Source organism: Marivibrio sp. (assembly GCF_040218065.1).
Classification (GTDB): Bacteria; Pseudomonadota; Alphaproteobacteria; order UBA8366; family Aestuariispiraceae; genus Marivibrio.
This window is the reverse complement of the sequence record NZ_JAVJQE010000015.1, coordinates 1-26988: the sequence shown is the minus strand read 5'-3', so window position 1 is coordinate 26988 and position 26988 is coordinate 1. Positions and strand designations below refer to the sequence as shown.

The 26988-nt window shown below is 67.2% G+C and carries 17 protein-coding genes; 10 read left to right on the top strand and 7 right to left on the bottom strand.

Translation table 11 applies throughout. The features are described from left to right. Positions 1-50 precede the first annotated feature (50 nt). Genes RIB45_RS15915 through RIB45_RS15900 form a run of 4 tightly spaced genes read left to right on the top strand, consistent with a single transcriptional unit; the run spans position 51 to position 5688 of the window. Positions 51-1682 (top strand): GMC family oxidoreductase, encoded by a 1632-nt coding sequence (locus RIB45_RS15915; RefSeq protein WP_350051471.1) that lies wholly within the window; start codon positions 51-53, stop codon positions 1680-1682. A 41-nt stretch (positions 1683-1723) separates the two neighbouring features. Then, positions 1724-3502: a sulfoacetaldehyde acetyltransferase gene (xsc, locus tag RIB45_RS15910; protein ID WP_350051470.1), complete on the top strand. Its 1779-nt coding sequence runs from the start codon at positions 1724-1726 to the stop codon at positions 3500-3502. A gap of 6 nt (positions 3503-3508) precedes the next feature. Continuing rightward, on the top strand, positions 3509-4543 hold the full coding sequence (locus RIB45_RS15905; protein ID WP_350051469.1) for a YeiH family protein: 1035 nt from the start codon (positions 3509-3511) through the stop codon (positions 4541-4543). Further along, on the top strand, positions 4540-5688 hold the full coding sequence (locus RIB45_RS15900; protein ID WP_350051467.1) for an acetate/propionate family kinase: 1149 nt from the start codon (positions 4540-4542) through the stop codon (positions 5686-5688). Before RIB45_RS15905 ends, RIB45_RS15900 begins: the two co-directional genes overlap by 4 nt. A gap of 21 nt (positions 5689-5709) precedes the next feature. Here RIB45_RS15900 and RIB45_RS15895 read toward each other — a convergent pair whose 3' ends face one another. Further along, positions 5710-6771 carry a LacI family DNA-binding transcriptional regulator gene (locus RIB45_RS15895; RefSeq protein WP_350051465.1) on the bottom strand — a complete coding sequence of 354 codons (1062 nt, stop codon included), beginning with the start codon at positions 6769-6771 and terminating at the stop codon, positions 5710-5712. Between the two features lie 226 nt (positions 6772-6997). Here RIB45_RS15895 and hisD point away from each other — a divergent pair, with 226 nt between their 5' ends. Genes hisD through RIB45_RS15870 form a run of 5 tightly spaced genes read left to right on the top strand, consistent with a single transcriptional unit; the run spans position 6998 to position 11607 of the window. Further along, a complete protein-coding gene (hisD, locus tag RIB45_RS15890; RefSeq protein WP_350051464.1) occupies positions 6998-8305 on the top strand; it encodes a histidinol dehydrogenase in 1308 nt (435 codons plus the stop codon). A 13-nt stretch (positions 8306-8318) separates the two neighbouring features. Next, complete coding sequence (locus tag RIB45_RS15885; RefSeq protein WP_350051463.1) at positions 8319-9086, top strand: SDR family NAD(P)-dependent oxidoreductase; 768 nt, start codon at positions 8319-8321, stop codon at positions 9084-9086. Positions 9087-9099: 13 nt separating this feature from the next. Continuing rightward, positions 9100-10107 carry a zinc-dependent alcohol dehydrogenase gene (locus tag RIB45_RS15880; RefSeq protein ID WP_350051461.1) on the top strand — a complete coding sequence of 336 codons (1008 nt, stop codon included), beginning with the start codon at positions 9100-9102 and terminating at the stop codon, positions 10105-10107. A 37-nt stretch (positions 10108-10144) separates the two neighbouring features. Continuing rightward, positions 10145-10432, top strand: a complete 288-nt coding sequence (locus tag RIB45_RS15875) for a UxaA family hydrolase (protein WP_350051460.1) — start codon at positions 10145-10147, stop codon at positions 10430-10432. Positions 10433-10437: 5 nt separating this feature from the next. Beyond that, positions 10438-11607: a UxaA family hydrolase gene (locus RIB45_RS15870; RefSeq protein ID WP_350051459.1), complete on the top strand. Its 1170-nt coding sequence runs from the start codon at positions 10438-10440 to the stop codon at positions 11605-11607. 404 nt (positions 11608-12011) lie between these two features. Here the strand turns inward: RIB45_RS15870 and RIB45_RS15865 are convergent, their stop codons facing one another. The 4 genes from RIB45_RS15865 to RIB45_RS15850 are packed head-to-tail and all read right to left on the bottom strand — an operon-like array spanning position 12012 to position 20407. Next, positions 12012-12392: a response regulator gene (locus tag RIB45_RS15865; RefSeq protein WP_350051458.1), complete on the bottom strand. Its 381-nt coding sequence runs from the start codon at positions 12390-12392 to the stop codon at positions 12012-12014. Then, positions 12389-15949: a PAS domain S-box protein gene (locus tag RIB45_RS15860; protein ID WP_350051457.1), complete on the bottom strand. Its 3561-nt coding sequence runs from the start codon at positions 15947-15949 to the stop codon at positions 12389-12391. Before RIB45_RS15860 ends, RIB45_RS15865 begins: the two co-directional genes overlap by 4 nt. Further along, entirely contained in the window at positions 15946-19338 is a 3393-nt protein-coding gene (locus RIB45_RS15855) for a PAS domain S-box protein (protein ID WP_350051456.1), read from the bottom strand. The genes RIB45_RS15860 and RIB45_RS15855 overlap by 4 nt, the downstream gene beginning before the upstream one ends. A 1-nt stretch (position 19339) precedes the next feature. After that, positions 19340-20407 carry an HD-GYP domain-containing protein gene (locus RIB45_RS15850; RefSeq protein ID WP_350051455.1) on the bottom strand — a complete coding sequence of 356 codons (1068 nt, stop codon included), beginning with the start codon at positions 20405-20407 and terminating at the stop codon, positions 19340-19342. Positions 20408-20599: 192 nt separating this feature from the next. Between RIB45_RS15850 and RIB45_RS15845 the strand changes: the two genes are divergently transcribed. Beyond that, positions 20600-21898 carry an ATP-binding response regulator gene (locus RIB45_RS15845; protein WP_350051453.1) on the top strand — a complete coding sequence of 433 codons (1299 nt, stop codon included), beginning with the start codon at positions 20600-20602 and terminating at the stop codon, positions 21896-21898. Between the two features lie 46 nt (positions 21899-21944). Here the strand turns inward: RIB45_RS15845 and RIB45_RS15840 are convergent, their stop codons facing one another. After that, positions 21945-22832: a sensor domain-containing diguanylate cyclase gene (locus RIB45_RS15840; protein WP_350051451.1), complete on the bottom strand. Its 888-nt coding sequence runs from the start codon at positions 22830-22832 to the stop codon at positions 21945-21947. Positions 22833-22864: 32 nt separating this feature from the next. After that, positions 22865-26824: a response regulator gene (locus RIB45_RS15835; RefSeq protein ID WP_350051450.1), complete on the bottom strand. Its 3960-nt coding sequence runs from the start codon at positions 26822-26824 to the stop codon at positions 22865-22867. Between the last annotated feature and the right edge of the window lie 164 nt (positions 26825-26988).

The window sequence follows — 26988 nt, the reverse complement described above, 5'->3', positions numbered from 1 at the left end:
ATCAAGAAAAATATTCTTTCGCCAGTGCGCGCTCTGGAGGCCGTCCCAAAATGTCGGAGATTTCCGCGGATTATGTGATTGTCGGGGCGGGGTCCGCCGGCTGCGTGCTCGCCAACCGTCTGTCCGCCGACCCCTCGGTTACGGTGGTCTTAATGGAAGCGGGCGGCCGGGATTGGAATCCGTGGATTCACATCCCGGTCGGCTATTTCAAGACGATGCACAATCCGTCGGTGGACTGGTGCTATAGAACCGAACCGGATCCGGGGCTGAACGGGCGTCAGCTCGATTGGCCGCGCGGCAAGGTGCTCGGCGGCTCGTCCTCCCTGAATGGGCTTCTCTATGTGCGCGGGCAGGCCGAGGACTACGATCGCTGGCAGCAGATGGGCAATCCGGGGTGGGGCTGGGATCACGTGCTGCCGCTGTTCAAGCGCTCCGAAGATCAGGAGCGCGGCGCCGACGATTTTCACGGCGACCAGGGTCCGCTCTCCGTCTCCAACATGCGGCTTCAACGCCCCGTGTGCGACGCCTGGGTCGCGGCCGCCCAGGCGGCCGGCTATCCGTTCAATCCCGATTACAACGGGGCGACCCAGGAAGGGGTGGGCTACTTTCAACTGACGGCGCGAAACGGGCGGCGCTGCTCCAGCGCGGTCGCTTTCCTTCATCCGGTGCGCTCTCGGGCGAACTTGACCGTTCTGACCAAGGCGCCGGCCAGCCGGGTCGTCATCGAGGGCGGGCGCGCCGCCGGCGTCGCATACCGCGACGCGTCCGGGGCGGAGAAAATCGTCAAAGCGCGCGGAGAGGTCATCCTGTCCTCCGGGGCGATCGGCTCGCCGCAGCTGCTTATGCTGTCCGGGATCGGCGACGGCGCCCACCTGAAGGAGCACGGCGTCGAGGTCGCGCGCGACCTGCCGGGCGTCGGGAAAAACCTGCAGGATCATCTGCAAGCCCGCCTCGTCTTCAAATGCAACGAGCCCACGTTGAACGACGAAGTGCGCAGCCTTTTCAACCAGGCGCGGATCGCCCTCAAATATGCGATGTTTCGGGCCGGACCGATGGCGATGGCGGCCAGCTTGGCCACCGGCTTCCTGCGCACCGGCCCCCACGCCGAGACGCCCGACATACAGTTCCACGTTCAGCCGTGGTCCGCCGACAGCCCGGGCGAAGGGGTGCATCCCTTCTCGGCGTTCACCGTGTCCGTCTGCCAGCTACGCCCAGAAAGCCGCGGCGAAATCCGGTTGAAGTCCGCCGACCCTGCGCAGCATCCGAAGCTTATTCCCAACTATCTCGCGACCGAAGCCGATCGCCGAACCTTGGTCGAAGGCGTCAGGATCGCCCGCAAGATCGCGCGTTACGAACCCCTGACGCATAAGATATCGGCTGAGTTCCGCCCGGACTCCAGCCTCGACATCGACGATTACGACGGCACGCTCGAGTGGGTCCGCAACCATTCCACGACGATCTACCATCCGACCGGCACCTGCAAAATGGGGCGGGATGCGGATGCGGTGGTCGACGCGCGGCTGCGCGTGCATGGGATCGACGGTCTCAGGGTCGCGGATTGCTCCATCATGCCGGAGATCGTCTCGGGGAACACCAACGCTCCCGCGATCATGATCGGGGAAAAAGCGTCCGACATGATTTTGGAGGATCGGAAGGCGGACGCGCTCCAACGCACCGCTTAGGTCGGCTGACGAGTTAAGAACACGCCAAAGGAGAAACCGTTATGAAAATGACCACGGAAGAGGCTTTCGTAAAGACGCTGCAGCGTCACGGCGTGAAGCACGCTTTCGGGATTATCGGATCGGCCATGATGCCGATTTCGGATCTGTTTCCGAAGGCCGGCATCACGTTTTGGGACTGCGCGCACGAAGGCAGCGCCGGCATGATGGCCGACGGTTTCACCCGCGCGACCGGGAAGATGAGCATGATGATCGCGCAGAACGGCCCCGGCATCACCAACTTCGTGACCGCGGTGAAGACAGCCTACTGGAACCACACGCCCCTGCTGCTCGTCACCCCGCAGGCCGCCAACAAGACGATCGGCCAAGGCGGGTTTCAGGAGGTGGAGCAGATGGCGCTGTTCCAGGATATGGTCGCCTATCAGGAGGAGGTGCGCGATCCGAGCCGCATCGTCGAGGTGCTGGCGCGGGTCATCGCCAAGGCGAAGCACCTGTCGGGTCCGGCGCAGATCAACATCCCCCGTGATTATTGGACCCAAGTCATCGACACCGATATTCCGACCGCGCTTGTCTTCGAGCGCTCGCCGGGCGGCGAGAATTCAGTCGCCGAGGCGGCGAAGCTTCTGTCCGACGCCAAGCGTCCGGTGATTCTGAACGGGGCCGGCGTCGTGCTGTCCGACGGCGGGATCGAGGCGAGCCAGGCGCTGGCGGAGCGGCTCGACGCGCCGGTCTGCGTCGGCTATCAGCACAACGACGCCTTTCCCGGGTCGCACCCGCTCTACGCCGGTCCGCTGGGATACAACGGCTCCAAGGCCGGAATGGAGTTGATCAAGGAGGCGGACGTCGTCCTGTGCCTGGGAACGCGGCTCAACCCGTTCTCGACGCTGCCCGGCTATGGCATGGAGTACTGGCCCGCCGACGCCGAGATCATTCAGGTCGACATCAATCCCGACCGCATCGGGCTCACCAAGAAGGTGTCGGTCGGGATCGTCGGCGACGCGGCGAAAGTGGCGCGCGGCATTCTGGACCGGCTTGCGCCCGCCGCCGGCGACGCGGATCGCGAGGCCCGCAAAGACCGGATCGCCCAGATCAAGTCGCGCTGGGCGCAGCAATTGTCCTCGATGGACCATGAGGAGGACGATCCCGGCACAAGCTGGAACGAGCGCGCCCGGGCGGCGAAGCCCGACTGGATGAGCCCGCGCATGGCGTGGCGCGCGATCCAGGCCGCCCTGCCCCGCGACGCCATCATCAGCTCCGACATCGGTAACAATTGCGCGATCGGCAACGCCTATCCGTCGTTCGAGGAGGGCCGCAAGTATCTGGCCCCCGGGCTCTTCGGACCGTGCGGCTACGGGCTGCCCGCCATCGTCGGAGCCAAGATCGGCTGTCCGGACACGCCGGTCGTCGGGTTCGCCGGCGACGGCGCTTTCGGCATCGCGGTCAACGAGCTGACCGCTATCGGCCGCAGCGAATGGCCGGCGATCACGCAGATCGTGTTTCGCAACTACCAGTGGGGGGCGGAAAAGCGAAACTCCACGCTCTGGTTCGACGACAACTTCGTCGGCACGGAGTTGGACGACAAAGTCAGCTACGCCGGGATCGCCCAGGCCTGCGGCCTGAAGGGCGTGACAGCCTACACCATGGACGAGCTGACCGACGCGCTGAATCAGGCGATAAAGGACCAGATGGAGAACGGAAAGACGACAGTGATCGAAGCCATGCTCAATCAGGAGCTCGGCGAGCCGTTCCGCCGCGACGCGATGAAGAAACCGGTCGAGGTCGCCGGCATCGATCCGGCCGACATGGTCGATCAGGTCGCCTGAGGTTTCATGAGGCACGCGTTTTCCCCGTCTGCGCTCGGCCGCACGATGGCCGGGCGCGGGCGGGAGTATTTTCCCGGCGTCCTGATCGCGGCGCTCGCGGCGCTGGCCGCGCAGTTCGTGGCCGAGCATCACGGCGCGCCGGCCATGCTTATGGCTCTGCTGTTCGGCATGGCGTTGAGTTTCCTCGGCGAATCAGGCCCGACGGCGGCGGGCGTCGGCTTCGCGGCGCGGACGATCCTGCGCTTCGGCGTCGCCGTCCTCGGCGCCCGCATCAGCGTTGAAATGCTCACGATCCTGGGGTGGGAGATGATCGGCCTCCTGATCGTCGGCGTGGTCGCGACCATCGCGTTCGGCGTTCTTTTCGCCCGCTTCATCGGCCAGGGTCCGCGCTTCGCGATCCTCACCGCGGGGGCGGTGGCGATCTGCGGGGCCTCGGCGGCGATGGCGATCGCCGCCGTGCTGCCCAAGGACGAGCGCTCAGAGCGCAATCTGCTCTTCACCGTGTTGGGCGTGACCGTCCTCTCGACGGCGGCGATGATTCTCTACCCGATTCTCACCCGTGCGCTCGACTTCGACGACGTGACGGCCGGCGCCTTCATCGGCGCCACCGTCCACGATGTGGCGCAGGTCGTGGGCGCCGGCTTTTCCGTTTCCGAGACGGCCGGCGAGACCTCGACGATGGTCAAGCTGATCCGCGTCGCGCTGTTGGCGCCCGTGGTGGTGCTGATCACGCTGTGCTGGCGCCGGGCCAGGGCCGAGCCGGGCGAGAAGCGTCCCCCGATCGTGCCGAGTTTCGTGCTGGGATTTCTGCTGTTGGCGACGCTCAATTCGCTCGGTCTGATTCCCGCGGGCGTCGGCGGATTCTTGGCTCAGCTGTCGTCCTGGGCGCTGCTGACGGCGATCGCCGCCGTCGGCATGAAGACGGACATGCGCAACATCCTCAAGGTCGGCGGCGGCGCCATTGCTTTGATCGTCGCCGAAACGCTGTTTCTTGCGGGTCTGGTTCTCGGCGGCATCAGCTTTCTGGGACTTGCGCCGTGACGGACGTCGTCGTCGCCATCAACGCCGGCAGTTCCTCCGTTAAGGCCGCCGTCGCGGAGGCGGGCGGCGACAAGCGCGTGTTGCTTTCAGGCGGCGCCGATCGATTGGGCGCGGACAAGGCTGAACTCACCATAAGGCGGCCCGGGGCGGACTCTGAGACCAAGCCCGTCGGATCGGCCGATCACGCCCACGCCATCCGCGCGCTGTTCGCCGAGATCGCAGAGCGACGCCCGGATCTTTCGATAAAAGCCGTGGGGCACAGGATCGTCCACGGCGGCGCATCCTTCGTCGATCCGGCTCTCGTCACGCCGCAGGTCGTCGAGGCGTTGGACGCGCTCGTCCCTTTGGCGCCGCTGCATCAACCGCACGGGCTGGCCGGCATCCGAACCGCTTCGTCGCTGTATCCCGACGCGCGCCATGTCGCCTGTTTCGACACCGCCTTTCATGCGGCGAAACCTTGGGTTCATGACGCCTTTGCGCTCCCGGCTCGCTACTACGAGCAGGGGGTGCGACGCTATGGGTTTCACGGTCTCGCCTGCGAATCGGTGTGCGAGACGCTCGCGGCGCAGGCCTATCCTCTGGCGGATCGAAAGATCGCAATCGCGCATCTGGGCAACGGCTGTTCGGTGACGGCCGTATGCGGCGGGCGGAGCATCGCCTCCAGCATGGGGTTCTCGGCGCTTGACGGGTTGGTGATGGGAACGCGGTGCGGGCGCATCGATCCGGGCGTGCTTCTGCATCTGCTCAGAACCGGCGTCGATGCGGACGGGCTCGAGCGTTTGCTTTACCGCGAATCGGGATTGCTGGGATTGTCAGGCCTCTCGAACGACATGCGCGACCTGGCCCAGTCTGACAGCGAGGCGGCGCAGGGCGCGATCCGGTACTTCGTCGAACGCGTCATTGAGGAGGTCAGCCGGATGGCGGCCGCGATGCGCGGGCTCGACGCTGTCGTTTTCAGCGGCGGCGTGGGCGAAAACGCGGCCGACATTCGAGACGCCGTCGCAACCGGTCTCGACTTCCTGCCGGGACGCGACGGCGCCGGAATCGACATCCTGGTGCATCCTGCGGACGAAGAGGGGCGCTTGATGAGCGCGGCCCGCCGGTTCTTGTCGCGCACCTCCGAGGAAGAGACGGGGCTCCCTTGACGCGACCGGCGCGCGGCGTCGCTACCGCGGCGCCGTCGACGCGCGCAGAATAAGGTTCGCCGCCAATTCGACCTTGTCGGGCGGATCCTCTCCGCCCAAGCGAGCGAGCAGGAATTCGGCCGCCTTGCGGCCCATCGTCTCCGAGGGAACGTGGACCGTCGTCAGCGCCGGTTGAAGATGCTCCGAGAGCGGCAGGTCGTCGAAGCCGACGATCGAAATCTCCGCCGGCACGTCGACGCCGCTCGCCTGACACTCCAACAGCGCGCCATAGGCGATGACGTCGTTGCCGCAGACGATCGCGGTGGGCCTCGGGTCGAGGGCGAGCAGCCGCTTGGCCGCGGCGCGGCTGGCCCCGAGCTCGTAGGGACACTCCTGCACCTGGGCCGGCGTCAGCGCTACTCCGCGTGCGTTTAAAGCGGTGCGCACTCCCTCTAATCGGTCGCGGGCGCGGTCGTTGTCGCGAATCACACCGGCCAGAACGCCGAATCGCCGATGGCCGAGATCCAGCAGGTGGCCGGCCTGAGCCAGCGCCGCTTTGTGATTGTCAAAGCCGATGCACGGCCGCTCGGCGCGCCGATCGTAGCTCCAAGCGCTGACGTACGGCGTGCCGAGCTTGTCGAGCCGACGGTATAGACCCGGGTCGTGGTCGAGCCCGATCAGCAGCATGCCGTCCACGCCGCGCGCGAGCAGCGTCTCGGCCTGGATGCGCTCTTCTAACAGTGAATAGCCGTGACTGGCGATGAACAGGGTGTAACCCGCCTCCTGCAGGCGGCGTTGGAAGGCGTGGATTCCTTGGGCGAAAATGGCGTTGTCAAGCGTCGGAACGATGGCGCCGATCGTCTGCGTTCGGCTGGAGGCCAGCGCGCGCGCCGCGCCGTGGGGGATGTAGCCGAGATCCGCGACCGCCTGTTCTATCCGCGCGCGCCTGGCTTGGCGGACCTGATCGGGGCGGCTCAGATAACGCGAGACAGTCGCGGTGGAGACCCCTGCCCGTTCCGCGACATGCTGAAGCGTGACGCCGTTGGCGGCGGGTTTTCGTAAGCGCTTATTGCCAGGTGCGCCGACCTTCTCGTCTCTCGCCATGCCCTGCATCCTGTTCAAGGCAGTCAAAACCGCCCCCCGCACGATGTCAATGGCGGGCGCGGCCGAGAAAATTCCTTGACAGGATTAGGGGCTCGGGAGCATCGTTCAGAAAAATGTAAGCGCTTACAATTGGCGCGCCGGAAAGACTGCGAAGCAAGCGCGTCATGTCGAAAGCAGACGGTCGGCCGCCGGTCCGGGCGCGCCCTTCATCGGAGAGGCTGACGCAATGGCTGTCACATATATGAAGAAGGCGGGGAAGACCGCCGCCCACGGCGAGCAGGACGTTCGGGCGACGGTCCAGGCCATGCTCGACGAGATCGAGGCCGGCGGCGACGCCAAGGCCCGGGAGTACGCCGAAAAGCTCGACAAATACACCGGCGAGATCGTCGTCAGCCGGGCCGAGATCGACGCCGCCGCCGCCCAGGTGCCGCAACAATTGAAGGACGACATCGCCTTCTCCCACGACCAGGTTCGCCGTTTCGCGGAGGCGCAGAAGGCGGCGATCAAGGACGCGTCCGTCGAGCTGCGTCCCGGTCTGACAGCCGGACATCGCAACATCCCGATGCGGGCCGCCGGCTGCTATGTGCCGGGCGGGCGCTATTCGCACGTCGCCTCGGCGGTGATGTCGGTGACGACCGCCAAAGTCGCGGGCGTCGAGGAGATCGTCGCCTGCTCGCCGCCGAAGCCGGGCGCCGGGATCAATCCGGCGGTGCTCTACACCCTCGACCTATGCGGCGCGACGCGGATCCTGACCATGGGCGGCGTCCAGGGCGTGGCGGCGATGGCGTTCGGGCTGTTCGGCTGCCGGCCGGCGGACATTCTGGTCGGGCCGGGCAACCAGTTCGTGGCCGAGGCCAAGCGCATTCTGTTCGGCCGCTGCGGCATCGACATGTTCGCGGGTCCTTCGGAAGTGATGGTGATCGCCGACGAGACGGCGGATCCGGAGATCGTCGCCTGGGACCTCGTCGGGCAGGCGGAGCACGGCTACAACTCCCCAGCCTGGCTCATCGCCCTTGATGCAGCGCTCGCCAAGGCGGTGATGGAGCTGACGCCGAAACTCATCGCCGAGCTGCCGGAGGTGAACCGCGCCAACGCCGACGCCGCCTGGCGCGACTACGGCGAGGTGATCCTGGTCGACAGCCGCGAGGAGGCCGTTGAAGTCTCCGACCGTTATGCGTCGGAGCATCTCGAAGTCCACTGTGCGGATCTCGATTGGTGGCTCGACGCTCTGTCGAACTACGGCTCGCTCTTCTTGGGGGAGGAAACGACAGTCGCCTTCGGCGACAAGACCTCCGGCCCGAACCACATCCTGCCCACCAAGGGCGCGGCGCGCTACACGGGCGGGCTATCCGTCGGCAAATTCATGAAGACGGTCACCTGGCAGCGCATGAGCCGCGAGGCCAACCGCGACATCGGCCAGGTGACCGCGCGCATCTCCCGCCTTGAGGGGATGGAGGGGCACGCCAAGACCGCCGACGTCCGGCTCGCGAAATGGTTCCCGGACGAACGCTTCAATCTGTCGGCGAGCGAGTGAGGCGAACCGTCGGATGATGCAGGCGCCGTCCTTCAGCCTTGCCGGTCGCCGGGCGCTCGTCACCGGGGCCAGCTCCGGGATTGGACGCACCCTGGCGAGCGGCCTGGCGGCGGCGGGCGCGTCCGTGATCGGGGTCGCCCGACGCTTGGAGCCGCTAGAGGATTGGGCGGCGGCGGTTCGCGCCGCCGGGGGAGAGGCGGAGGGTCTGCGGGCCGATCTCGGCGCGCCGGAGCAGGCGGAGGCGGTGGGGGTCGGCGCGGTCGAGCGCTTCGGGCCGATCGACATCCTGGTGAACGCCGCCGGCGTCAATCCCCGCCGCCCGGTGGAGAGCGTGACGGTCGAGGAATGGCGGGCCACCCTCGACCTCAACCTCTCCACCCCTTTCTTTCTGGCGCGCGGCTTGGTTCCGGGCATGCGGGCCAAGGGCTGGGGACGCATCTTGAATATCGCCTCGCTGCAGGCGTCGCGGGCCTTTCCCGACGGCGCCCCCTACGGCGCCTCCAAGGGCGGGGTCGCGCAGCTCACCCGCGCGATGGCCGAGGCTTGGTCGCGCGACGGAATCCTGTGCAACGCGCTCGCCCCAGGCTTCTTCCCGACCGATCTGACCGCGCGGGTCTTCGAGGACCGGGCGACGGTCGAGCGCCTCGCCGCGCAAACCTGCCTGGGTCGTAACGGAAGGCTGGAGGATTTGATCGGACCGGCGGTCTTCTTCTGCTCGGAAGCGGCCGGCTACGTGACCGGCCAGGTCCTTTATGTCGACGGCGGCTTCACGGCGAAATGAAAGGGCGGAGGGCATGAAGGCGCTCATCTACACCGGACCCGAGAGCTTGAGCTATGAGGATGCGCCCGAGCCGCAGCCGGAGACCGACGAGGTGCTGGTGCGCGTGGCGGCTGTCGGGGTGTGCGGGTCCGACCTGCACGCCTATCTCGGCCATGATTCCCGGCGTCCGGCGCCGCTTATCCTAGGGCATGAAGCCAGCGGCGTCGTCGTCGACGGGCCGGAGGCGGGGCGGCGCGTCGTCATCAACCCGCTCGTCACCTGCGGCGCCTGCCCCGCCTGTCTCGGCGGGCGCAGCAATCTGTGCGCCGACCGGCAGATCATCTCGATGGCGCCGCGTCAGGGCGCCTTCGCCGATCTGGTGCGCATTCCCCGGCGCAACCTCTCCCCCGTTCCGGACGGCGTGGACATGACCAAGGCCGCGCTCGCCGAGCCCGTCGCCACCGCCTGGCATGGGGTGAAGATCGCCGCGCGGGCCGGCGACAAGCCGTTGTCCGAATGTCGCGCGCTGGTCTTCGGCGGGGGCGCGGTCGGCCTGTCGGCGGCCTTGTCGCTCAAGGCCTTCGGCTGCCGGTCGATCGCGCTGGCCGAGACCAACCCGATGCGGCGCAAGGGCGTGGCGCGAACCGGAGTCTCTTCGCCCTACGATCCGACGGCCGAGGCGGGGCCGGCGGAGAATTCCATCGACGTGGTGATCGACTGCGTCGGCGCCGACGCGACGCGGCGCGCGTCGTCGGCCGCGGTCCGTCCGGGCGGGGTGATCGTGCATATCGGTCTGGCGCAAGGCGCCGACGGCCTCGACGTGCGCAAGATCACGCTGCAGGAGATCGCCGTCTTCGGGGCCTACACCTATACGCCGGCGGATTTCGCGGGCGCGCTGGCCGCGATGGCCGACGGCGCGCTCGGCCCGCTCGACTGGTTCGAAGAGCGTCCGCTCGCCGACGGCGCGGGCGCTTTCGCCGATCTCACGGCGGGCCGCACCGCGGCTTCAAAGATCATCCTGCGCCCGCAAGGCTGCGCATGAGGATGCGACAGGCTCAATCCAACGAAGGGAGAAACTGGTGAGCAGCCCACATTTCATCGTCCACGACGTCGCCGACACCGTCGGCGTGATCGTGGTGGAAGGCGTCACCGCCGGCATGACGCTGGACGGCTGGGTGATGGAGAACGACAGCCGCCTTCAAATCCTCTCCAAGGCGGACATCCCGCTCGGTCACAAGATCGCGCTCTCGGAGATCAAGAGCGGAGACACGATCCTCAAATACGGCCACGACATCGGCAAAGCCGTCGCCGACATCGAAGCGGGCGGCCACGCCCATGTGCAAAACGTTAAAACGAAGAAGTGGTGAGCGCGATGAGCAACATGACCTTCAACGGCTATCGCCGAGACAACGGCCGGGTGGGCGTTCGCAACCACGTCGTGATCCTGCCGCTCGACGATCTGTCCAACGCCGCGTCCGAAAAAGTGGCGAACAACATCGACGGCTGCATGGCGCTGCCGCACCATTACGGCCGGCTGCAGTTCGGAGCTGATCTGGATCTGCATTTCCGCACCCTGATCGGGACCGGCTGCAATCCGAACGTCGCCGCCGTCATCGTCATCGGGATCGAGCCGAAATGGACCGGCCGCGTGGTCGAGGGCGTCGCCGCGACCGGCAAGCCGGTCGAGGGGTTCGCGATCGAAGGAGCGGGTGAGATCAAGACCGTCGCCGACGCCTCGCGCAAGGCCAAGGAGATGGTGCAGTGGGCGAGCGAGCTGCAGCGCGAGCCCTGCGACATGTCGGAGCTGTGGATCTCGACGAAATGCGGCGAGAGCGACACCACCTCCGGCCTCGCCTCCTGCCCGACGGTCGGCAATCTGATCGACAAGATGGACGAGGCGGGCGCCTACACATGCTTCGGCGAGACCTCGGAGCTGACGGGCGCGGAGAAGGTCTGCGCCCAACGCGCCGCGACGCCCGAGATCGGCGAGAAGTTCCTGAAGACTTGGCAGGCCTATATGGACGAGGTGATCGAGCCGCATAAGACCTCCGACCTCTCCGAAAGCCAGCCGACCGCGGGGAACATCGCCGGCGGCCTGACGACGATCGAGGAGAAGGCCTTCGGCAATCTGCAGAAGATCGGCAAGAAGGCGAAGTTCATCGACGTGCTGGCGCCGGCCGAGGCGCCGGAGAAAGGCGCCGGCCTCTACTTCATGGACACCTCCTCCGCCGCCGCCGAGTGCGTCACCCTGCAGGCCGCGGCCGGCTTCGTCGTGCACCTGTTCCCGACCGGTCAGGGCAACATCATCGGCAACCCGATCGAGCCGGTGATCAAGCTGACCGCCAACCCGAAGACCGTTCGCGAGATGGGCGAGCATGTGGATCTCGACTGCTCCGGCATCCTGCGCGGCGAGATGGATCTGGATCAGGCGGGCGACGCGTTGATCGACGTCACGCGGCGCACCTGCAACGGCCGGCTGACGGCGGCCGAGGCGCTGAAACATCGCGAATATGTGATGACCAAGCTGTACCGCAGCGCCTGAGGCCCCGCGCCCGAAAAGCAGCCGGCGGCATATCGGCGAGGCGTTCCTTGGGCGATCGAAGCCGAATGCGTCGGTCGTTCGGTCCGTCCCTTTCCGCCGAACCGTCGGTTCGCTTTACGCTGTGGTGCAAGGGGTATCCGAAAAAGCCGGGCGCGCGGACGGACCAGGAGCGACTTCGGATAGCTGTTTCGGGAACGGCCCCCGGGGTTCCGGAAAACCCCGCCGACTACGGATCAGAAGATTGGGAGTTCGAATCTTCCCGGGAACGCCATTCTCTCTTCGTGCGATCGCCGCATCCCGGGCTTTCTTGCGTTCGGACCTCGTCTTCCAGGCCGCGCCGCCCTGCGTCTTCGACATGGGTCTAGGCGGCCGCCTCAGCCGAGGCCGGCCGTCCCGCAGCGCCCTCACGCCCCGCCGGCGATCGCTCGGATCTGATCCGCGAGCCGCATAGGGTCGAACGGCTTGGGGATGACGTCGAGCGCCCCCAGCGACTTGAAATGCGCGACTTCTGAGGGTTGCACCTTCGCCGTCATGAAAATCACCGGCGTCGTTTCGAGACCCGGCGAGGCGCGCAGCCGCTGCAGGGTCGTGGGACCGTCCATGCCGGGCATCATGACGTCCAACAGGATCAAGTCGGGCTTGAACGCCTCCGCCTCGGCCAGCGCCCGTTCGCCGTTGGCGCAGAGCTTGACGACGAATCCCCCCACCGCCTCAAGGGCGAGCTTTGCGACCTCCCGAATATCGTCCTCGTCCTCGACGTAAAGGATGCGTTCGAGTTCGCTCATACCGGGTCCTCCTGATCGCTTTTGCGCGGCGCGGCGTTGAGGTCGACCGCCTGCAGCATGGCGTGCGGCGTCCATTTCGATTTCAGCAGCGCCTTCTCCACCCGCGCGCGGTCTTCCGGCCCGAGGTCCGCCGCCGAGAGCACGATCACGCGCGCCGTCGGATGGTCGCGCCGAAGATCCTCCAGAAGATCCCAGCCCGACCCGTCGGGCAGGCGCAAATCGAGCACGACCAGTTGGAACGCGTCTGCGACCAAGAGACGCCGCGCTTCGGCGAGGCTGCCGGCCGCGCTGCAGTCGGCGATGCGGCTGAGCGCGGTCCGCACCAGCCGCTGCATATCCAGATCGTCCTCGACATGCAGGACCTTCAGCCGCGGGCCGTCCGACGCCCGCACCTCCCGGGCGACGGCTTGCAGCAGGCGGCTTTCGTCGAACGGCTTGGCCAGCCACTCGATCGGCCCTTCCGGCGCGTTCAGGGCCAGGCGGCCGTCCGACATCTCGGCTGAAACCACCAGGATCGGGACGGTCGCGTTCAAGCCGCCGTGGCGAATCCGCCGAATGACGTCGACCCCGCTCATGTCAGGAAGCCCCACATCCACCGAAATCAGGTCGTAGGGACGCCGCTCGGCGCAATGCAGCGCCTCTTTGCCGCTGTACGCCACGTCGACCTTGTAGCCGGCGCGCCGAAGAATGAGCTCCAGGACGACGGCCGCGTCGACGTCGTCTTCGACGACGAGAATCCGGGAAGCGTCCGCGTCCCAGTCCGGCGTCGGCGCGTCGGCGTCGCCCTGCGCCCCCTCGGCGATCCAGGGGAGCTCGACGAAAAAGCGCGCGCCCCGCCCTTCGACCGAGACGAAATCGACCGATCCGCCCATACGCTCCACCAATTCGCGCGTGATCGCGAGGCCGAGGCCGCTGCCGCCGCGCTTTCGGCTGTCCGAGGCGTCGGCTTGCGCGAATTTCTCGAAGATCCGGTCGCGGAAGGACGGCGGCACGCCGGTCCCGTGATCCGTGATGTTGACCCTGACCCTCGCGCCGCGTCGCTCGGTCGATATCTCCACCGCGCCTTCCGGCGGCGAGAACTTCACGGCGTTCGAGATCAGGTTGGACAGAATCTGGGCGAAGCGATGTGCGTCCACGAAGATCGACACGTCGGCGATCTCGCCGTCTAGGACCAGGGCGACGCCCTGCTCCGCGCCGATCCCGCCGTTGGCGGCGAGCGCCTCGTCGATCAACGCGCGCAGGGAGCAGCGCTTCATGTCGAAGCGCATCTGGCCGGCCGCGAGCTTTTCGATATCCAGCAGATCGTTGATCAGATGTTTGAGCCGCCGGCTGTTGGATTGGGCGATCGCGACCATCTCCAACGCCTTGTCCGGCACCGCGCCGACCGCGCCGCCGGCGATCAGGCCCAACGCCCCGGAAATCGCCGTCAACGGGGTGCGCAGTTCGTGACTGACGGTGGAGATGAACTCGTTCTTGAGGCGTTCGACCCGCTTGCGCTCCGTGATGTCGCGCATGGCGCCGATGAAAATCGGCCGGCCTCCTCGCGTGGCGCTCGAGATCGCCAGTTCGATCGGCACGCGCCGCCCGTCCTTCGTCAGCGTCTCGACCTCATGCTGGCTGTCGACCGGCGCGGGCGCGGCCGCCTCCTGGATCGCGCTGAGACGCCGGAAATTCCCCGCGTCCCGCGGGTCGGCGAAAAACAGGCCGACGTCGCGCCCCAAGACCTCGTCCTCTTCGTATCCCAGCATCGTGCGGGCGGCCTTGTTGATCGCGATCAGGACGCCGTTCCTGTCGACGGTGACGACGCCGTCCATCATGTTGTTCAGGATGATCGAGATGGTCTCCGCTTGTTCTCTGAACTGTTCGTCCGAGCGTTTGCGTTCGCTGACGTCGCGGACGACCGAAACGAAGCGCCCGCTCCCGCCGCCGCCTGCGCCCGCCGACGCGACATATTGGAGGAACACCTCGACCGGCGTCTCGCGCCCGGTCTTGCTGCGATGCACGGTTTCGAACAGCACCGATTCCCGTCGCCCCGACCGCAACGGTTCGATCAGCGCCAGGAAGGCCTCCTTGTCCATCAAAGGCTTCAGATCGAACGGCCGCATCGCCCGCAATTCGGCGTCGTCGTAGCCGACCTGCCGCCGGGCGCCCTCGTTCATGTAGGTGAAGCGCAGCGTTTCGCCGTCGAACATGAAGACGCAGTCCAAGGTTCGGTCCAGCACGTCCTTGAAATCGTTCAGGTCGCGCGTTCTCCGCTCGACCTCCTGTTCGAGCGTCGCGCGAACGGCGCGCAAGTCGCCGAAACTCGACGACAGGCGTCCGCTCACATCGCGCAGCGTCTCGGCCAGCGCGCCGTACTCGAAGATCGGACTGCCGGGCAGCGTCGGGCGTCGACCCTCCGAGACCTGGTTCCCGATGTCGGCGCTGGCCTGTTGCAGCCGCGCGAGCGGCTGCGCCAACCACCGGCTGAGCGCCGCGGCGACCGCCAGGCCCAGCATGATCAGCCCGGCCATAATCAGGAACAGCTGAACCGCAGCGGCGTCCATCCGGGCCGCCAACGGCTCCGCCGGGGCCGCGATCATCAGCCGCGCGCCGTCGGCCGCGGGGGGCTGCGCGCCGTCCAGCAGATAAAGCCCGTTGCGCCACCGCACCATGCGCGATTGCGCCTGGCCGGGGTGAAAGGAGAGGCCCTCGACCTCGGCCGCCTCCGCAGGCGTGCTCTCAAGACGGGCCGCCAGTTCTCGGTCGCCGAGGAGAAAGGTCCCGTCACGCCGCAGCACGGCGACCCGAACGCCCACACCGCCGGCCAGGCGGTCGAGGCGCGCCTGAAGCCCGGTCCGCAGTGCGGCCGCCGTCCCGGAGAGGTCCTCCGACAAGGTGGCGCCGATCAGCGACAGGCGCTGCGCCAACGCCAGTTCTTCTTCGGCGCGCAGGGTCCGATTGTCGTAGATGATCGGCGCGGCGCCCGAGAGCATGATCGCGCCGAGCAGGGCGTGGAACAGCAGCGCCCCCAAGGTCGGCGGACCCAGCCGATCTTCGGCGCGGAACCAGGCGCGGCCGACCTGCAGGGCCAGAAGGATGCAGCCGGCGAGCAGGGCGTTAAACAGCCCGTTGATCGGTTGCTTGAGCGCGATCTGCGCGACGGCCTCGCCGTCCAGACCGAGGACGCCGCCATAGAACAGCAGCACCAAAGGTCCGCCGATCGCCGCCCAGTAGACCATGTCCGCGATCACGAGGTTCCGGAGGCCGCCGCGGTAGAGCAGCGCCACGGCCAACCCTTCGAGCGCAAAGATCAGCAGCGCGTAGGGGTGCCCCCATAGGAAAAAGGTGTACGAGCCGGCCGCGAGCGCGGTCGTCAGGGCGGCCAGCGGGCCGAGCAGGACGGCGGCGATCATCGTCGCCACCGACCCGAAGATTAGGTCCACCCCGTAGAAGACGTTGATCGCGAAATGATTGCCGAGCAACGCCAGCGCGGTCAGCGCCGCCAGACCGAGCCCCCCCGCGCGCGAGAAAAGGCGAAAGGGCGGGCGCGCCGGCCGCATCCGAAAAATTTTCACGGCTCATCGTCCTCAGACAACGGTAAATCGAAGAAGAAGACGGCGCCGCCCGCGGGATTGTCGGCGACGCCGATCGCTCCTCCCATCAGGTCGATCAGTTGGCGGGAAATCGCGAGGCCCAGGCCGGTTCCGCCCTTCTCGCGCGAGTCCGACCCGTCGGCTTGCGAGAACTTCTCGAACAGGCGGTCCTTGAAGTCGTCCGGCACGCCGGCGCCGCAATCCGTGACCGACACCCGCGCCCACGCGTCTTTCTCGGCGACGGCGACCGAGACGACCGCCCCCGTCGGAGAGAATTTCGCGCCGTTCGACAGCAGATTGGCGAGCACCTGCTTCAACCGATAACCGTCGAGCGGCGCCCGTATCGAAGCGGGCGCGCAGGCGATCTCGTAGCGAACGCCGTAGCGTCGGGCGTAGGCTTCGTTCTCTTCGACGGCCTCTCGCACCAGAACGCAAAGATCCTCCATCTGCCGGTCGAGGACCATCTTTCCGGCCGTGAGTTTCTCGAAGTCCAGCAGATCGTCGACCAGCCGGTTCAGGCGCATCGCGTTCTTTTGCGCGATGTCCAGCAGCTTGCGCATTGGCGGGGGGACGGCGTCGGCCATCGAGCCCTGCACCAGCCCGATCGAGCCGCTGAGCGCGGTGAGCGGCGTGCGGATTTCATGACTGACCGTCGAGACGAACTCGGCCTTCAGCCGCTCGGTGCGCTTACGTTCGGAGATGTCCTCGATTATCGACCATATCAGGCGCCGCCCCGCGAGATCGCGCACGACGAGGCCGTTCAGCAGCACCGGAAACCGCTTGCCGTCCTTGCGCACATACTCTTTTTCGTAGGGACCGTATCGGCCGGCGGACTCGAGCGCTTTGCGCTGTTCGGCCTCCTGCGGGCCGTATTCGACGGGGGTCAAGTCCCAGGAGCTCAGCGTGAGGAAGGTCTTCCGGTCGTAGCCGGTCGCGCGAAGAAGCGCGGCGTTGACGTCGACGAAGGCCCCGGTGTCGAAGTCGTTCAGGGCGATGCCGACCGGGGAGAGCTCGAACAGGCCGCGCAACAAGGTTTCGCTGCGCTGTAGCGAGATCTCGAATTCCTTCTCGCGGGTCACGTCGCTGTGGATGCCGGACATCTGCACGGGGCGACCGTCCGCCGTCCAGTCGCTGACGCGTCCGCGATCGTGAATCAAGATCCAGGACCCGTCCTTCCGGCGCATGCGGTATGTGGCGGCGTAGAATGGGGCGTCGCCGCGCAGATGCGCCGCGAACGCCTGGTCGACGCCGCGCGCGTCGTCGGGATGAAGGCGCGCGCGCCACGCCGTCGGCCCAAGCGCGCGGTACTGGTCGGGCGGATAGCCGAGCAGCTCGCAGTATCGGTCGTTGTAGACCCGCGCGTCGGTCTGCATGTCCCAGACCCACGTGCCCACGCCGGTCGAGTCGATGACGGTGGAAAGCCGCTTTTCGTTCTCCTCGATCTGGGCGGCGGCCGCGCGCTCCTTGGTCAGATCGCTCTCGATCGCCATGAACCCCTCTAGGGAGCCGTCCGGGCGCCAAAGCGGACTGCAGTTGATCCGCAGCCAATAGGGCGCGCCGTCCTTGGCGTAATTGACGATCTCGACCACGAAAGGCTCGCGGCGGCGCAACGCCTCGCGCATCGTCCCGACCACCGCCGGATCGGTGTCGGCCCCTTGCAACAGCGGGCCGGGACGTCGGCCGACGGCCTCCGCTTCGCTGTAGCCGGTCAGCCGCTGAAAGCCGTCGTTGACCCATTCTATCCGCCCGTCCGGATCGGTGATGATGACGGCGTCCGAGGTCTCGCTTGCAACGCGCGAGAGCCGGTCGAGCTTCTTGCGCTCGTCCTGACGCTCCCGTCTTTCCCGGGCGGCGTCGACCAATTGCGCGAAGGCCGCGACAAGCGGCGAGGTCAGGGTCAACAGCGCGTCGGCGATCCCTTCCGATCGGTTGGCCAGGACGAGCAGGGCGATCGTCTCGTCCTGGGCGCGCACGGGCAGCGCCAGCAGGTTGGCGATCGGCGGGGCGGCCGCGGGCAAGCCGATCGGCGTCGGATCGGCCTGCGCCTTTTCGTCGTCCAGGATGAGGGGGTCGCCGGAGGCCAGGACCTTCCCAAGCAGGCTGTCCGACGGCGCCGCCCAGCGCTCGCAGACCTCGCTCTGGCGGTCGTGCGCGCTGTCACGAGCGGCTGTCGCCAGCCGCGCGGATCCGCTGGACGCCGTCAAACCCGCAGCGGCGGGCGGATCGAGCGTGACGAAAAACCCGAGGCCGCACTGCGTCAGCTCAAGGGCGCCGGACAACAGACGGTGCAGCCCCGCATCCAACCCGTCATGGCGGATGAACTCCGCCTGCGCGGTTGCGATCAGCTCGCTGAGCCGGCGCTGTCGCTCCAACCGGCGATCAACCTCCCATCGGCCCAGGCTGCGCGCCACCCATCGGCCGAGGCGCTCCGCGAACTCGATCTCAGCGGCCCCGAGCCCGCCCGGCGGGGCCTCGGGCGCGTAGAAGCCGAGCGCGCCGCGCGCGCCGCCTTCAAGCTCGAGCGGCACGCCGAGATAGCAGCCGATCTTCCCGAAGCCGGCCGCCCGGGGCGGCGCGGGCGCCCCTTCTGCGCCGCACGCCTCGACGCTGCGCTCGTCGAAGACGTGCACGGCCGTCTGGTCGACGATCGACGCGCACAGGGTCTCTTCGGCGGGAAGCGACGCGCCCTCGCGGAGCTCGCCGGTCTCGCCGCCGTGCAGCAGGATCCGATACATGGCGCCGTCCCGGCGGCCCACGACCGCGAAGGGCATCGCGAGGAAAGCGGACGCCGCGGTCACGGCCGCGCGCATCGCCTCCTGCGGATCGTCGGTCGCGTGTGTCGTGATCTCCGCCAGGACCTCAAGCGCCTGGCGTCGCGACCGCTGACGCGAGATCTCGATCTCCTGTTCGACCAGGTCGGCCAAGTCGCGAAGGATAAGGCGTTCGTCCGCACTCAACCTGCGCGGCGCCTCGTCGATGATGCAGAGGGTGCCGGCCGCGAAACCGGTGCTGGTGAAGATCGGGGCGCCTGCGTAGAACCGAATGCGCGGCTCGCCGAGCACCAATGGATTCTCGGCGAAACGCGGGTCCGCCGAGGCGTCCGGGACCTCGAAGATGCGCTCGCCCAGAATGGCGTGGCCGCAGAACGAGATCGTGCGCGGGGTCTCCTGCGCGGCCAGACCTTGGCGCGATTTGAACCACTGACGATCCTGATCGATCAGGGACACCAGGGCGATCTTCACCCCCAACACCCGCTTCGCAAGCCGCGTGATCCGATCGAATCGCTCTTCCGGCGGGGTGTCGAGCACCCGCGCCTCAAGCAGCGCGGCCAGACGCGCGCCCTCGCAGCTTGGAAGAGCCGGCGCCTGCATCTTAGGCCGCCCGCGGTTCCGCGAACCGCGCCTTGACCGCCAGGATGTCCGACAACCTGTCCATGAACAGGTCGACCAGAGCGGGATCGAAGTGCCGGCCGCGCTGTTCGGCGATGAAGTCGAGCGCTTCGTCGAGCGACCAAGCGCGCTTATAGGGGCGCTCCGAGGTCAGCGCGTCGAAGACGTCCGCCAAAGCCGCGATGCGCCCGCTTTGCGGGATCGACTCGCCGCGCACGCCGTTCGGATAGCCGCTTCCGTCCCACTTCTCGTGATGCGTCAGGGCGATTTCGCGGCTCATCACAAGAAGTCCGCTGTCGTCGCCCTCCAAGAGCTTGGCGCCGATCTCGGCGTGGGACTTCATGATCGCCCATTCTTCAGGCGTCAGGCGGCCGGGCTTCTGCAGAATGGCGTCGGGAATGCCGATCTTCCCGAGGTCATGCATCGGGCTGGCGTGGAGAATGCGCTGACAGCCGTCCTCAGACCAACCGCACCCGCGCGCCAGGATCATGCAGTAATGGCTCATTCGCAGGATATGGCTGCCGGTCTCTTCGTCGCGATATTCGGACGCGCGGCCGAGACGCTGGACGATCTGCAGGCGCGTGGCCTCCAGTTGCGCCGTGCGCTCGCGCACCATCTCCTCGAGCGTCGCCTTGCCGTCCTGCAGCAGCCGATGGGCCAGATGGGCGTCGAGCAGGTTTCGCACCCGCATCAGCAATTCGCTGTGATCGAACGGCTTCGCCAGGAAGTCTCGGGCCCCGGCCGACAAGGCGCGCAAGGTGCTCTCCTTGTCGGGCTGCGCGGTGAGCACGATGACGGGCGGCGCAAGCGGGTCGCCGTCCTCGCGAAGCTCCTGCAGGACCTCGTACCCGTCCTTGTGCGGCATTTTAAGGTCGAGAAGGATTAAGTCCGGCGTCGTCCGACGACTGCGCGCCCGCACCTCGCGGGCGTCCTGAACGATGACCAGATCGTCGTATCCTTGCCGGCGCAGCATCCGCTCCAGCAGCTTTAAGTTCGCCGGTTCGTCGTCCACCAGCATGATCCGTTGCCGACGCGAAAGGGGCTCCGTCATCCGCCCAGCGCTCCGTCTCTTTTCCGGGTGAGGGGCGCGCCGGACCGCGCGCCCTCAAGGTGAGGCGGGACTTTACGCTGGATTTTCTTAATCAAGTAATAACGTTATATTTTTTTGATTTGTATTTAGGATCAATACATAAGTATCATGCGGTAATTTTCTTGATTTAATTGAATTAGACGCATACAGATTATGCATACTCTGGCGACCATCGCCCTATACGAGGCGCGCATGTGTTTTCGCACCGTTCCCTATGATACCGCCCGAAGCGATTTCGAAAGCGCCGATTGGACGCGGCTTGAGACGGCGCGCATCCTTATCGTCGACGACCATCCCGCCAATCTGAAACTGCTGTCGCGCACGCTGGCCCGGCAAGGTTTCACGAACACTGAAACGCTCGAGGATCCGCGATGCGTCCTGGAGCGCTGCGCGCAGGCGCCGCCCGACCTTATTCTTTTGGACGTCAATATGCCTCACATGGACGGGCACACGCTGCTGCAGGAGTTGCGCGCCTCGCAGACGGCCGCCGACGTGCCCGTCGTCATGCTGACCGCCGACAAGTCGCGCAGCAGCCTGCTGTCGGCGCTTGAAAACGGCGCGCAGGATTACATCGAGAAGCCGTTTGACGCGGCTGAATTGATCATGCGCGTCCGCAACCAGTTGCAAGCGCAATTCACCTTGCGCGCCCTGGCCGCCCAGAAGCTGACCCTCGACGCCCGGGTCCAGGCGCAGACCGCGCAACTCGAACAGGCGCTGCAGAACGCGATCGAGGCGCGCCTCGCGGCGGAGGCGGCCAGCCAGGCGAAGTCGGATTTCCTCGCCAACATGAGCCACGAGATCCGCACGCCGTTGAACGCCATTCTCGGCTTCTCGGAGGTCATGCAGGGCGAGTTGTTCGGGCCGCTCGGGGGCGAGCGCTATCGATCCTACGCCGATGACATCGCCAACTCGGCCGCGCACCTGAAGGGCTTGATCGACGACATTCTCGACGTCGCTCAGATCGAAAAAGGCGCGATGTCGCTGAACCTTCAGCCGGTGGCGCCCTTCGCCGCCGCGTCGGAGGCGCGCTCTCTGGTGCAAACGGCCGCCCAAACGCGCCGGATTGCAATCGATCTGGATCTGCCGTCGGACCATCCGAAGCTGCGCGGCGATCATTTGCGGGTGCGGCAGGTCCTGGTCAACCTTCTCCAGAACGCCGTGAAATACAACGAGCCCGGCGATCGCGTCCGGATCTTCGGCGCGGCCGCGCGAGATAAGAACCGCGTCCAGCTCATCGTCGAAGACAACGGGCCGGGCATCCCGAAGACCGTGCTGCCGCATCTGAAAAAGCCGTTCTTCCGGCAATCCGCCAGCGTCAAGGCCGAGGCGGGCGGCGTCGGGCTGGGGCTGGCGATCTGCGACTCCCTGATGCGCCTGCATGACGGCGCGATGACCATCGACAGCGCGGAAGGCGCGGGCACCCGCGTCACGCTCGACTTCCCCCGCGCCTAGGCCTCGAGTCCGGATCGCGCCGCAGGCGCCGGGCGGGGCGTCGGGATCAGCCGGCGCGCGATCGGTTTCTGCCGTCGGCCTTCGCCTGATAGAGCGCCGCGTCGGCGCGGCGCAGCATGTCCGAGAGCGTCTCCTCGGGGCCGATCCGCACGCTCGCGCCGACGCTGACGGTCACCGGGATCGGCGCGCCGTCCGGGCCGGCGACGGCGCTCGCCTCGATCTTGCGCCGGATGCGCTCGGCGCCGGCGAGCGCGCCGGACGCGTCGGTCTGCGGCAACAGCGCGACGAACTCCTCTCCGCCCCAACGGGCGAAGACGTCGTGCGCGCGCAGCACCGACAGCGCGGCGTCGGCGACCGCTTGCAGCACGCCGTCGCCGACCGCATGGCCGTAGCGGTCGTTGATCTGTTTGAAGCGGTCGACGTCGATCATCAGCAGGCCGACGTCCTGCGCGTGCCGGGCGGCCCGCCGCTGTTCGCGCTCCGCCGCCTCCAGAAAGAAGCGCCGATTGTAGGCGCCGGTGAGCACGTCGGTGTTGGCTAAGTCGTAGAGGCTGCGCAGCCGGTCGACCCGGGCCCTGATGTCGCGCAGGATCGCAGCGTAGACCCGTCGACCGCGCAGCTCGAGCTGGAGGATCGTCGCCCCCAGGGGGATTTCCTCGCCGTCGGCCCGGACGCCGACGATGTGATTGCTGCGGTCGCCCATGTAGCGCGCCGGCGCGCCGCTCGCCCCGTAGGCGGCGACCTGGCCGGGGTGGGCGCTGCGGAAGCGCTCGGGCATCAGCGTCTCGAGCCGGCGGCCGACCATCTGATCGACGGTGTAGCCGAACGCCGCGCAGGCCGCCCGGTTGACGAACAGGATGGTCTGCGTCTCGTCGACGGCGACGACCGCGTCCGCGGTCTCCTCGATGATGCGCCGACGCAGCTCGTCTCCCACGTCGGGCGCAAGACCCCTCGTATGCGGCGCCGTCACTCTCGGCCTCCCATGACCTTGTCGAGAACGTCGTTCAGCTCAGGCAGTTTCAGAGGCTTCACCAGATACTCGGCGAAACCGGCGGCGCGCCCGCGTTTGACGTCGCTCTCCCTGGCGTTCGCGGTCAGCGCGACGATCGGGGTGTCTCGCAGAGCCTGCTCCTGGCGCAGGATGCGCAACACCTGATAGCCGTCCATGTTCGGCATGTTGATGTCGAGAAGGATCAGATCGGGGACGTCGGCCAACGCGTATTCGAGGCCGAGTTCGGGCGTATGCGCCGTGCTCAGCAGCACGTCGGGCCGCTTGGCCATGATCTGCCGCATCAGGCGGAGATTGGTGGGATTGTCCTCGATATAGAGCACGCGCAGGAGCGACTCCCCGCCGTCCTCGTTCCCGCCGTCCCGCTCGGCGGGCGCCCGCGCGTCGGCGTCGTCAGCGTCCGACGGTCCGGGCATGGCGGCCGCGGCGGGCAAATCGATCCAAAAGGCGCTGCCGACGCCGGGCTCGCTCTCGAAATCCAAGACGCCGCCCATCGCGTCGACGAGCTTCTTGGTGATGGTCAATCCGATCCCGGTGCCCTCGATGCTCGAATGCTCCGCGCCGAGGCGCTCGAAGGGTTGGAAGAGGCGCTCCTTCCGGTCCTCTCGGACGCCCACGCCTGTGTCCCGGACCAGGATGCGAAGGCGCTCTGCGCTCAGCGCCTCCACGTGCAGCGAGACGCGTCCGTCGTCGCGATTGTATTTCACGGCGTTCGACAGAAGATTGAGCAGCGCCTGCTTCAGGCGGGTGCGGTCCGCGCGAACCGTCTGGTCCAGAACGCCCGCGGACTCGACCTCAATTCCGCGCGGACGGCCGAGGGCGCGCGCCATCGTCAGCGATTCCGCGATGACGTCGGCGATCGGAACCGCCTCCAGCGAAAGGCTGAGCCTCCCGGCCTCGATACGGGACAGGTCGAGGACTTCGTTGATCAGCTCGAGCAGGTGATTGCCTGACTTCAGGATTTCATTGACGTTGTCCGCATTCTCTTCGGACAGCGTCTCGTCGCCCTGCATCAACTGCGCGTAGCCCAGGACCGCGTTCATCGGCGTGCGCAGTTCGTGGCTCATGCTGGACAGGAATTCCGATTTCGCCCGATCGGCCTTTTCGGCGTCGTCGCGGGCTTCGATCAAGGCCTGCTGCACCGCGAATCGTTCGGTGACGTCCTGCATCGTGCCGCGCATGCCGATCAGGCCGCCGGCGCCGTCACGCCGCGCGGCCGCCAGTTCATGGATGTATCGGGTCTGCTCGTCATTACGCCGATTGATGCGGAACACGTGGTCGATTTCGTCGTCGCCCGTGCGCAGGCGCTCGCGCATCGCCCGGAAGCCGTCCCGATCCTCCGGATGGACCAGAGACTCCAGGAAGTCGTTGCTGACCGCGCCGACCGGCGGTCCGCCGCCGACGATGGCGAAGAGCTCTTCCGACCAATGCAGGGAGTCGGTCGTCAAATCCTCCATCCAATCGCCGACATGGGCCATCTTTTGCGCCTCGCGCAGCTGCGCCTCCTTCTCGGCCAAGCTCAGCTGGGCGATCTTGCGCGCATGGATGTCTTGCACGACGCCCAGCATGCGCAGCGGGCGCCCCTTGGCGTCGCGCAGCACGTCTCCGCGCTCGGACAGCCACCGTACCTGACCGTCGGGCCAAACCACCCTGTGCTCGATGTCGTAGGGGGCGCCGTAGACGACGCAATTCTCGATCGCCGTGCGCACTTGATCGCGATCGTCTGGATGCAGCGCGCCCAGGAAGTTCTCGTAGGTCGTCTCCAGCGTGCCGTCTTCGTATCCGAAGAGCGGCGCGATCCGTTCGGACCAGTAAAGCCCGCCCGTCGCTATATTCCAGTCCCAGGTCCCGATGTTGGCGTAGCGCTGCCCGCGTTGCAGGCGCTCGCTGTTCTCCACCAGCTTGGCTTCGACGTCGCGGCGAACCAGCGCACCGGCCACGACGTCGCCCAAAAGCGTAAGGCCCTTGACCTCCTGCGACACCCAGGCGGCCTCGTCGGGCCGGGCTTCGAAGCCGAGCGCGCCGATCACCTCCGCGCCTTTATGGAGCGCGACGAAGCAGCGCGCGGGCGCGCCTGACGGCTCGGCGGCGAGCGTCGTCACGCTTCGATCCTTGAGCGACGCCATCAGGTCGTCCGGCGGCGCGAGGTGCGACGGGTCGACCCCGTCCGCCGACCAATGCGCGGCCTCTCGGATCGCCTCGTCGCCAAGGTTCAGCAGAAGGACGCCGCGCGCCGCGCCCAGCCGCTCGCCGATCCAGCCGAGGGCGTCCTGAATCGCGTCGTCCAGGCTCTCCCCCGTCGCGGCCAGGAGGAGCGTTGCGATCTCGCTGGCGAGCCGTTGCTGCGCGGATTGCTCGCGCAACCTGTCCTCGGTCCGCTTGACGGCGGTGATGTCGGTCCGAATGGAGACGTACTGATAGGGCTTTCCGGCCGCGTTCAAGAACGGCGTGATGGTGGAGGCGACCCAATACTCCGAGCCGTCCTTGCCCCGGTTGCAGATCTGTCCCTGCCAGATGCGCCCCTCGGAGATCGTCCGCCACATGTCCCGGTAGAAGCTGTCGGGGTGGCGTCCCGACTTGAGCAGGCGGTGGGTGGCGCCGATCAACTCGTCGCGGCTGTAGCCGCTGATCTCGCAAAACAGATCATTCGCGTGAAGGATCACGCCCGCTTGATCGGTGACGCTGACCAGCGCGTGCCGCGCCAGCGAGAGATGCTCGCGCTCCCGCTCGTACAAGGTCAACTCCAGGCGCTTCCGCACCGCGGTCGCCTGCCGCGCGCGCCGCGCGCGCGCCGTGACCATCGCGACCAGATGATCGGGGCGCACGGGCTTGGTTAGGAAATCGTCGCCGCCGAGGTTCAACGCGCTCAACTGCCGCTCTTGATCCGCCTCCGCCGACAGGAACAGGATCGGCGTGTGCAGCGTCTCGTCGCGCTCGCGCACGATCGCTGCGAGCTCCGGCCCCGAGACGTTCGGCATGTAGAGGTCGAGCAGGATCACGTCCGGGGCGAAGTCCGTGAGCGCCTCGATAAAGCGGAAGGGGTCCTCGAGCGTGCGCGTCGTCATGCCCGCCTCCTCCAGCAAGGCTGCATGCCAGGCGAGGGTCTCGGTCTGGTCGTCGACGAGCAGAACCCGATAGGGCTGCGCGGGCAGACGATGGGTGACCTGATCGAGGAAATCGACAAGCCGCTGAGGGTCGACCGGTTTGGTCAAATAACGCGCGGCCCCGGCCCGGAAGGAGACGAGACGGGCGTCCAGATCGTCGCGCGTCGAGACGACGATGATCGGGATGTTGAGATCCCGCGCCAAACCGAGCTTTGACACGGCGGCGGCGCCGGCCTCCGGTCCCTCGGGAAACATCAGATCGATGACGACGGCCGCGGGTCGCGGCGCGTCCTCCGCCCGCATCGCCGCCGTGAGAGAGTCGAGATCGCCGAACTCGTCGATCGTGAACCCTTCGACCGCCAGCGCGCCGCTGAGCTGAGCGCGGACCGCCTCGTCGTCGTCGACGAGATAGACGAGCGGCGCGTCCTCCGTGGCGCCGGCCGGTCGACGCGGCGGCCGCTTCAGGCTCGGCGCGACGCCTGAATGACGCGCCGATACGATCGCTGCAAGCGCGCCGAACGCAGCCCGGCAGGCGGCCTGGGTTTCAGGGGCGGGCGGCGCGTCGTTGCGCCGGACGGCGTCCACCAAACGCTCGAGACGCTCGCTCGCCGCTGAGATCGAGGAGAAGCCGAACGTGCCGGCGGACCCGGTCAGGGAATGGACGGCCAGATGCAGCGCGCCGACCGACTCCCCCGTCCAGCCGGCCTCCTGCGCCCGCGTCATCGCGCTCTGAAGGTTGGCCAGAATCTCCGGCAGACGCTCGGAGAACTTCCGATTCAACTCTTCCAGCACGGACGCCGACGCGCCGGCCATACGGTTTCCCCTCGCGCTCAACGCCCGCCTCACCCCGCCTTCAGGAAGTCGTCGATCTCGCCGCGCAGCTGCTCTGCGCGCGGGGTGAGGGCGCCGACGCGCTGGGTGATGCGGTCGCCGACGAGGCCGGCCTCTTCCGCCGCCTCGAGGACCTTGGTCATGGA

Bases quoted from the DNA above. Each gene is read 5' to 3' on its own strand.
- RIB45_RS15895 (WP_350051465.1), bottom strand. From the start codon at position 6,771: ATGGCGAGAGACGAGAAGGTCGGCGCACCTGGCAATAAGCGCTTACGA.
- RIB45_RS15855 (WP_350051456.1), bottom strand. From the start codon at position 19,338: ATGCAGGCGCCGGCTCTTCCAAGCTGCGAGGGCGCGCGTCTGGCCGCG.
- xsc (WP_350051470.1), top strand. From the start codon at position 1,724: ATGAAAATGACCACGGAAGAGGCTTTCGTAAAGACGCTGCAGCGTCAC.
- RIB45_RS15870 (WP_350051459.1), top strand. From the start codon at position 10,438: ATGAGCAACATGACCTTCAACGGCTATCGCCGAGACAACGGCCGGGTG.
- RIB45_RS15905 (WP_350051469.1), top strand. From the start codon at position 3,509: ATGAGGCACGCGTTTTCCCCGTCTGCGCTCGGCCGCACGATGGCCGGG.
- RIB45_RS15880 (WP_350051461.1), top strand. From the start codon at position 9,100: ATGAAGGCGCTCATCTACACCGGACCCGAGAGCTTGAGCTATGAGGAT.
- RIB45_RS15865 (WP_350051458.1), bottom strand. From the start codon at position 12,392: ATGAGCGAACTCGAACGCATCCTTTACGTCGAGGACGAGGACGATATT.
- RIB45_RS15835 (WP_350051450.1), bottom strand. From the start codon at position 26,824: ATGGCCGGCGCGTCGGCGTCCGTGCTGGAAGAGTTGAATCGGAAGTTC.
- RIB45_RS15845 (WP_350051453.1), top strand. From the start codon at position 20,600: ATGCATACTCTGGCGACCATCGCCCTATACGAGGCGCGCATGTGTTTT.
- RIB45_RS15850 (WP_350051455.1), bottom strand. From the start codon at position 20,407: ATGACGGAGCCCCTTTCGCGTCGGCAACGGATCATGCTGGTGGACGAC.
- RIB45_RS15885 (WP_350051463.1), top strand. From the start codon at position 8,319: ATGATGCAGGCGCCGTCCTTCAGCCTTGCCGGTCGCCGGGCGCTCGTC.
- hisD (WP_350051464.1), top strand. From the start codon at position 6,998: ATGGCTGTCACATATATGAAGAAGGCGGGGAAGACCGCCGCCCACGGC.
- RIB45_RS15915 (WP_350051471.1), top strand. From the start codon at position 51: ATGTCGGAGATTTCCGCGGATTATGTGATTGTCGGGGCGGGGTCCGCC.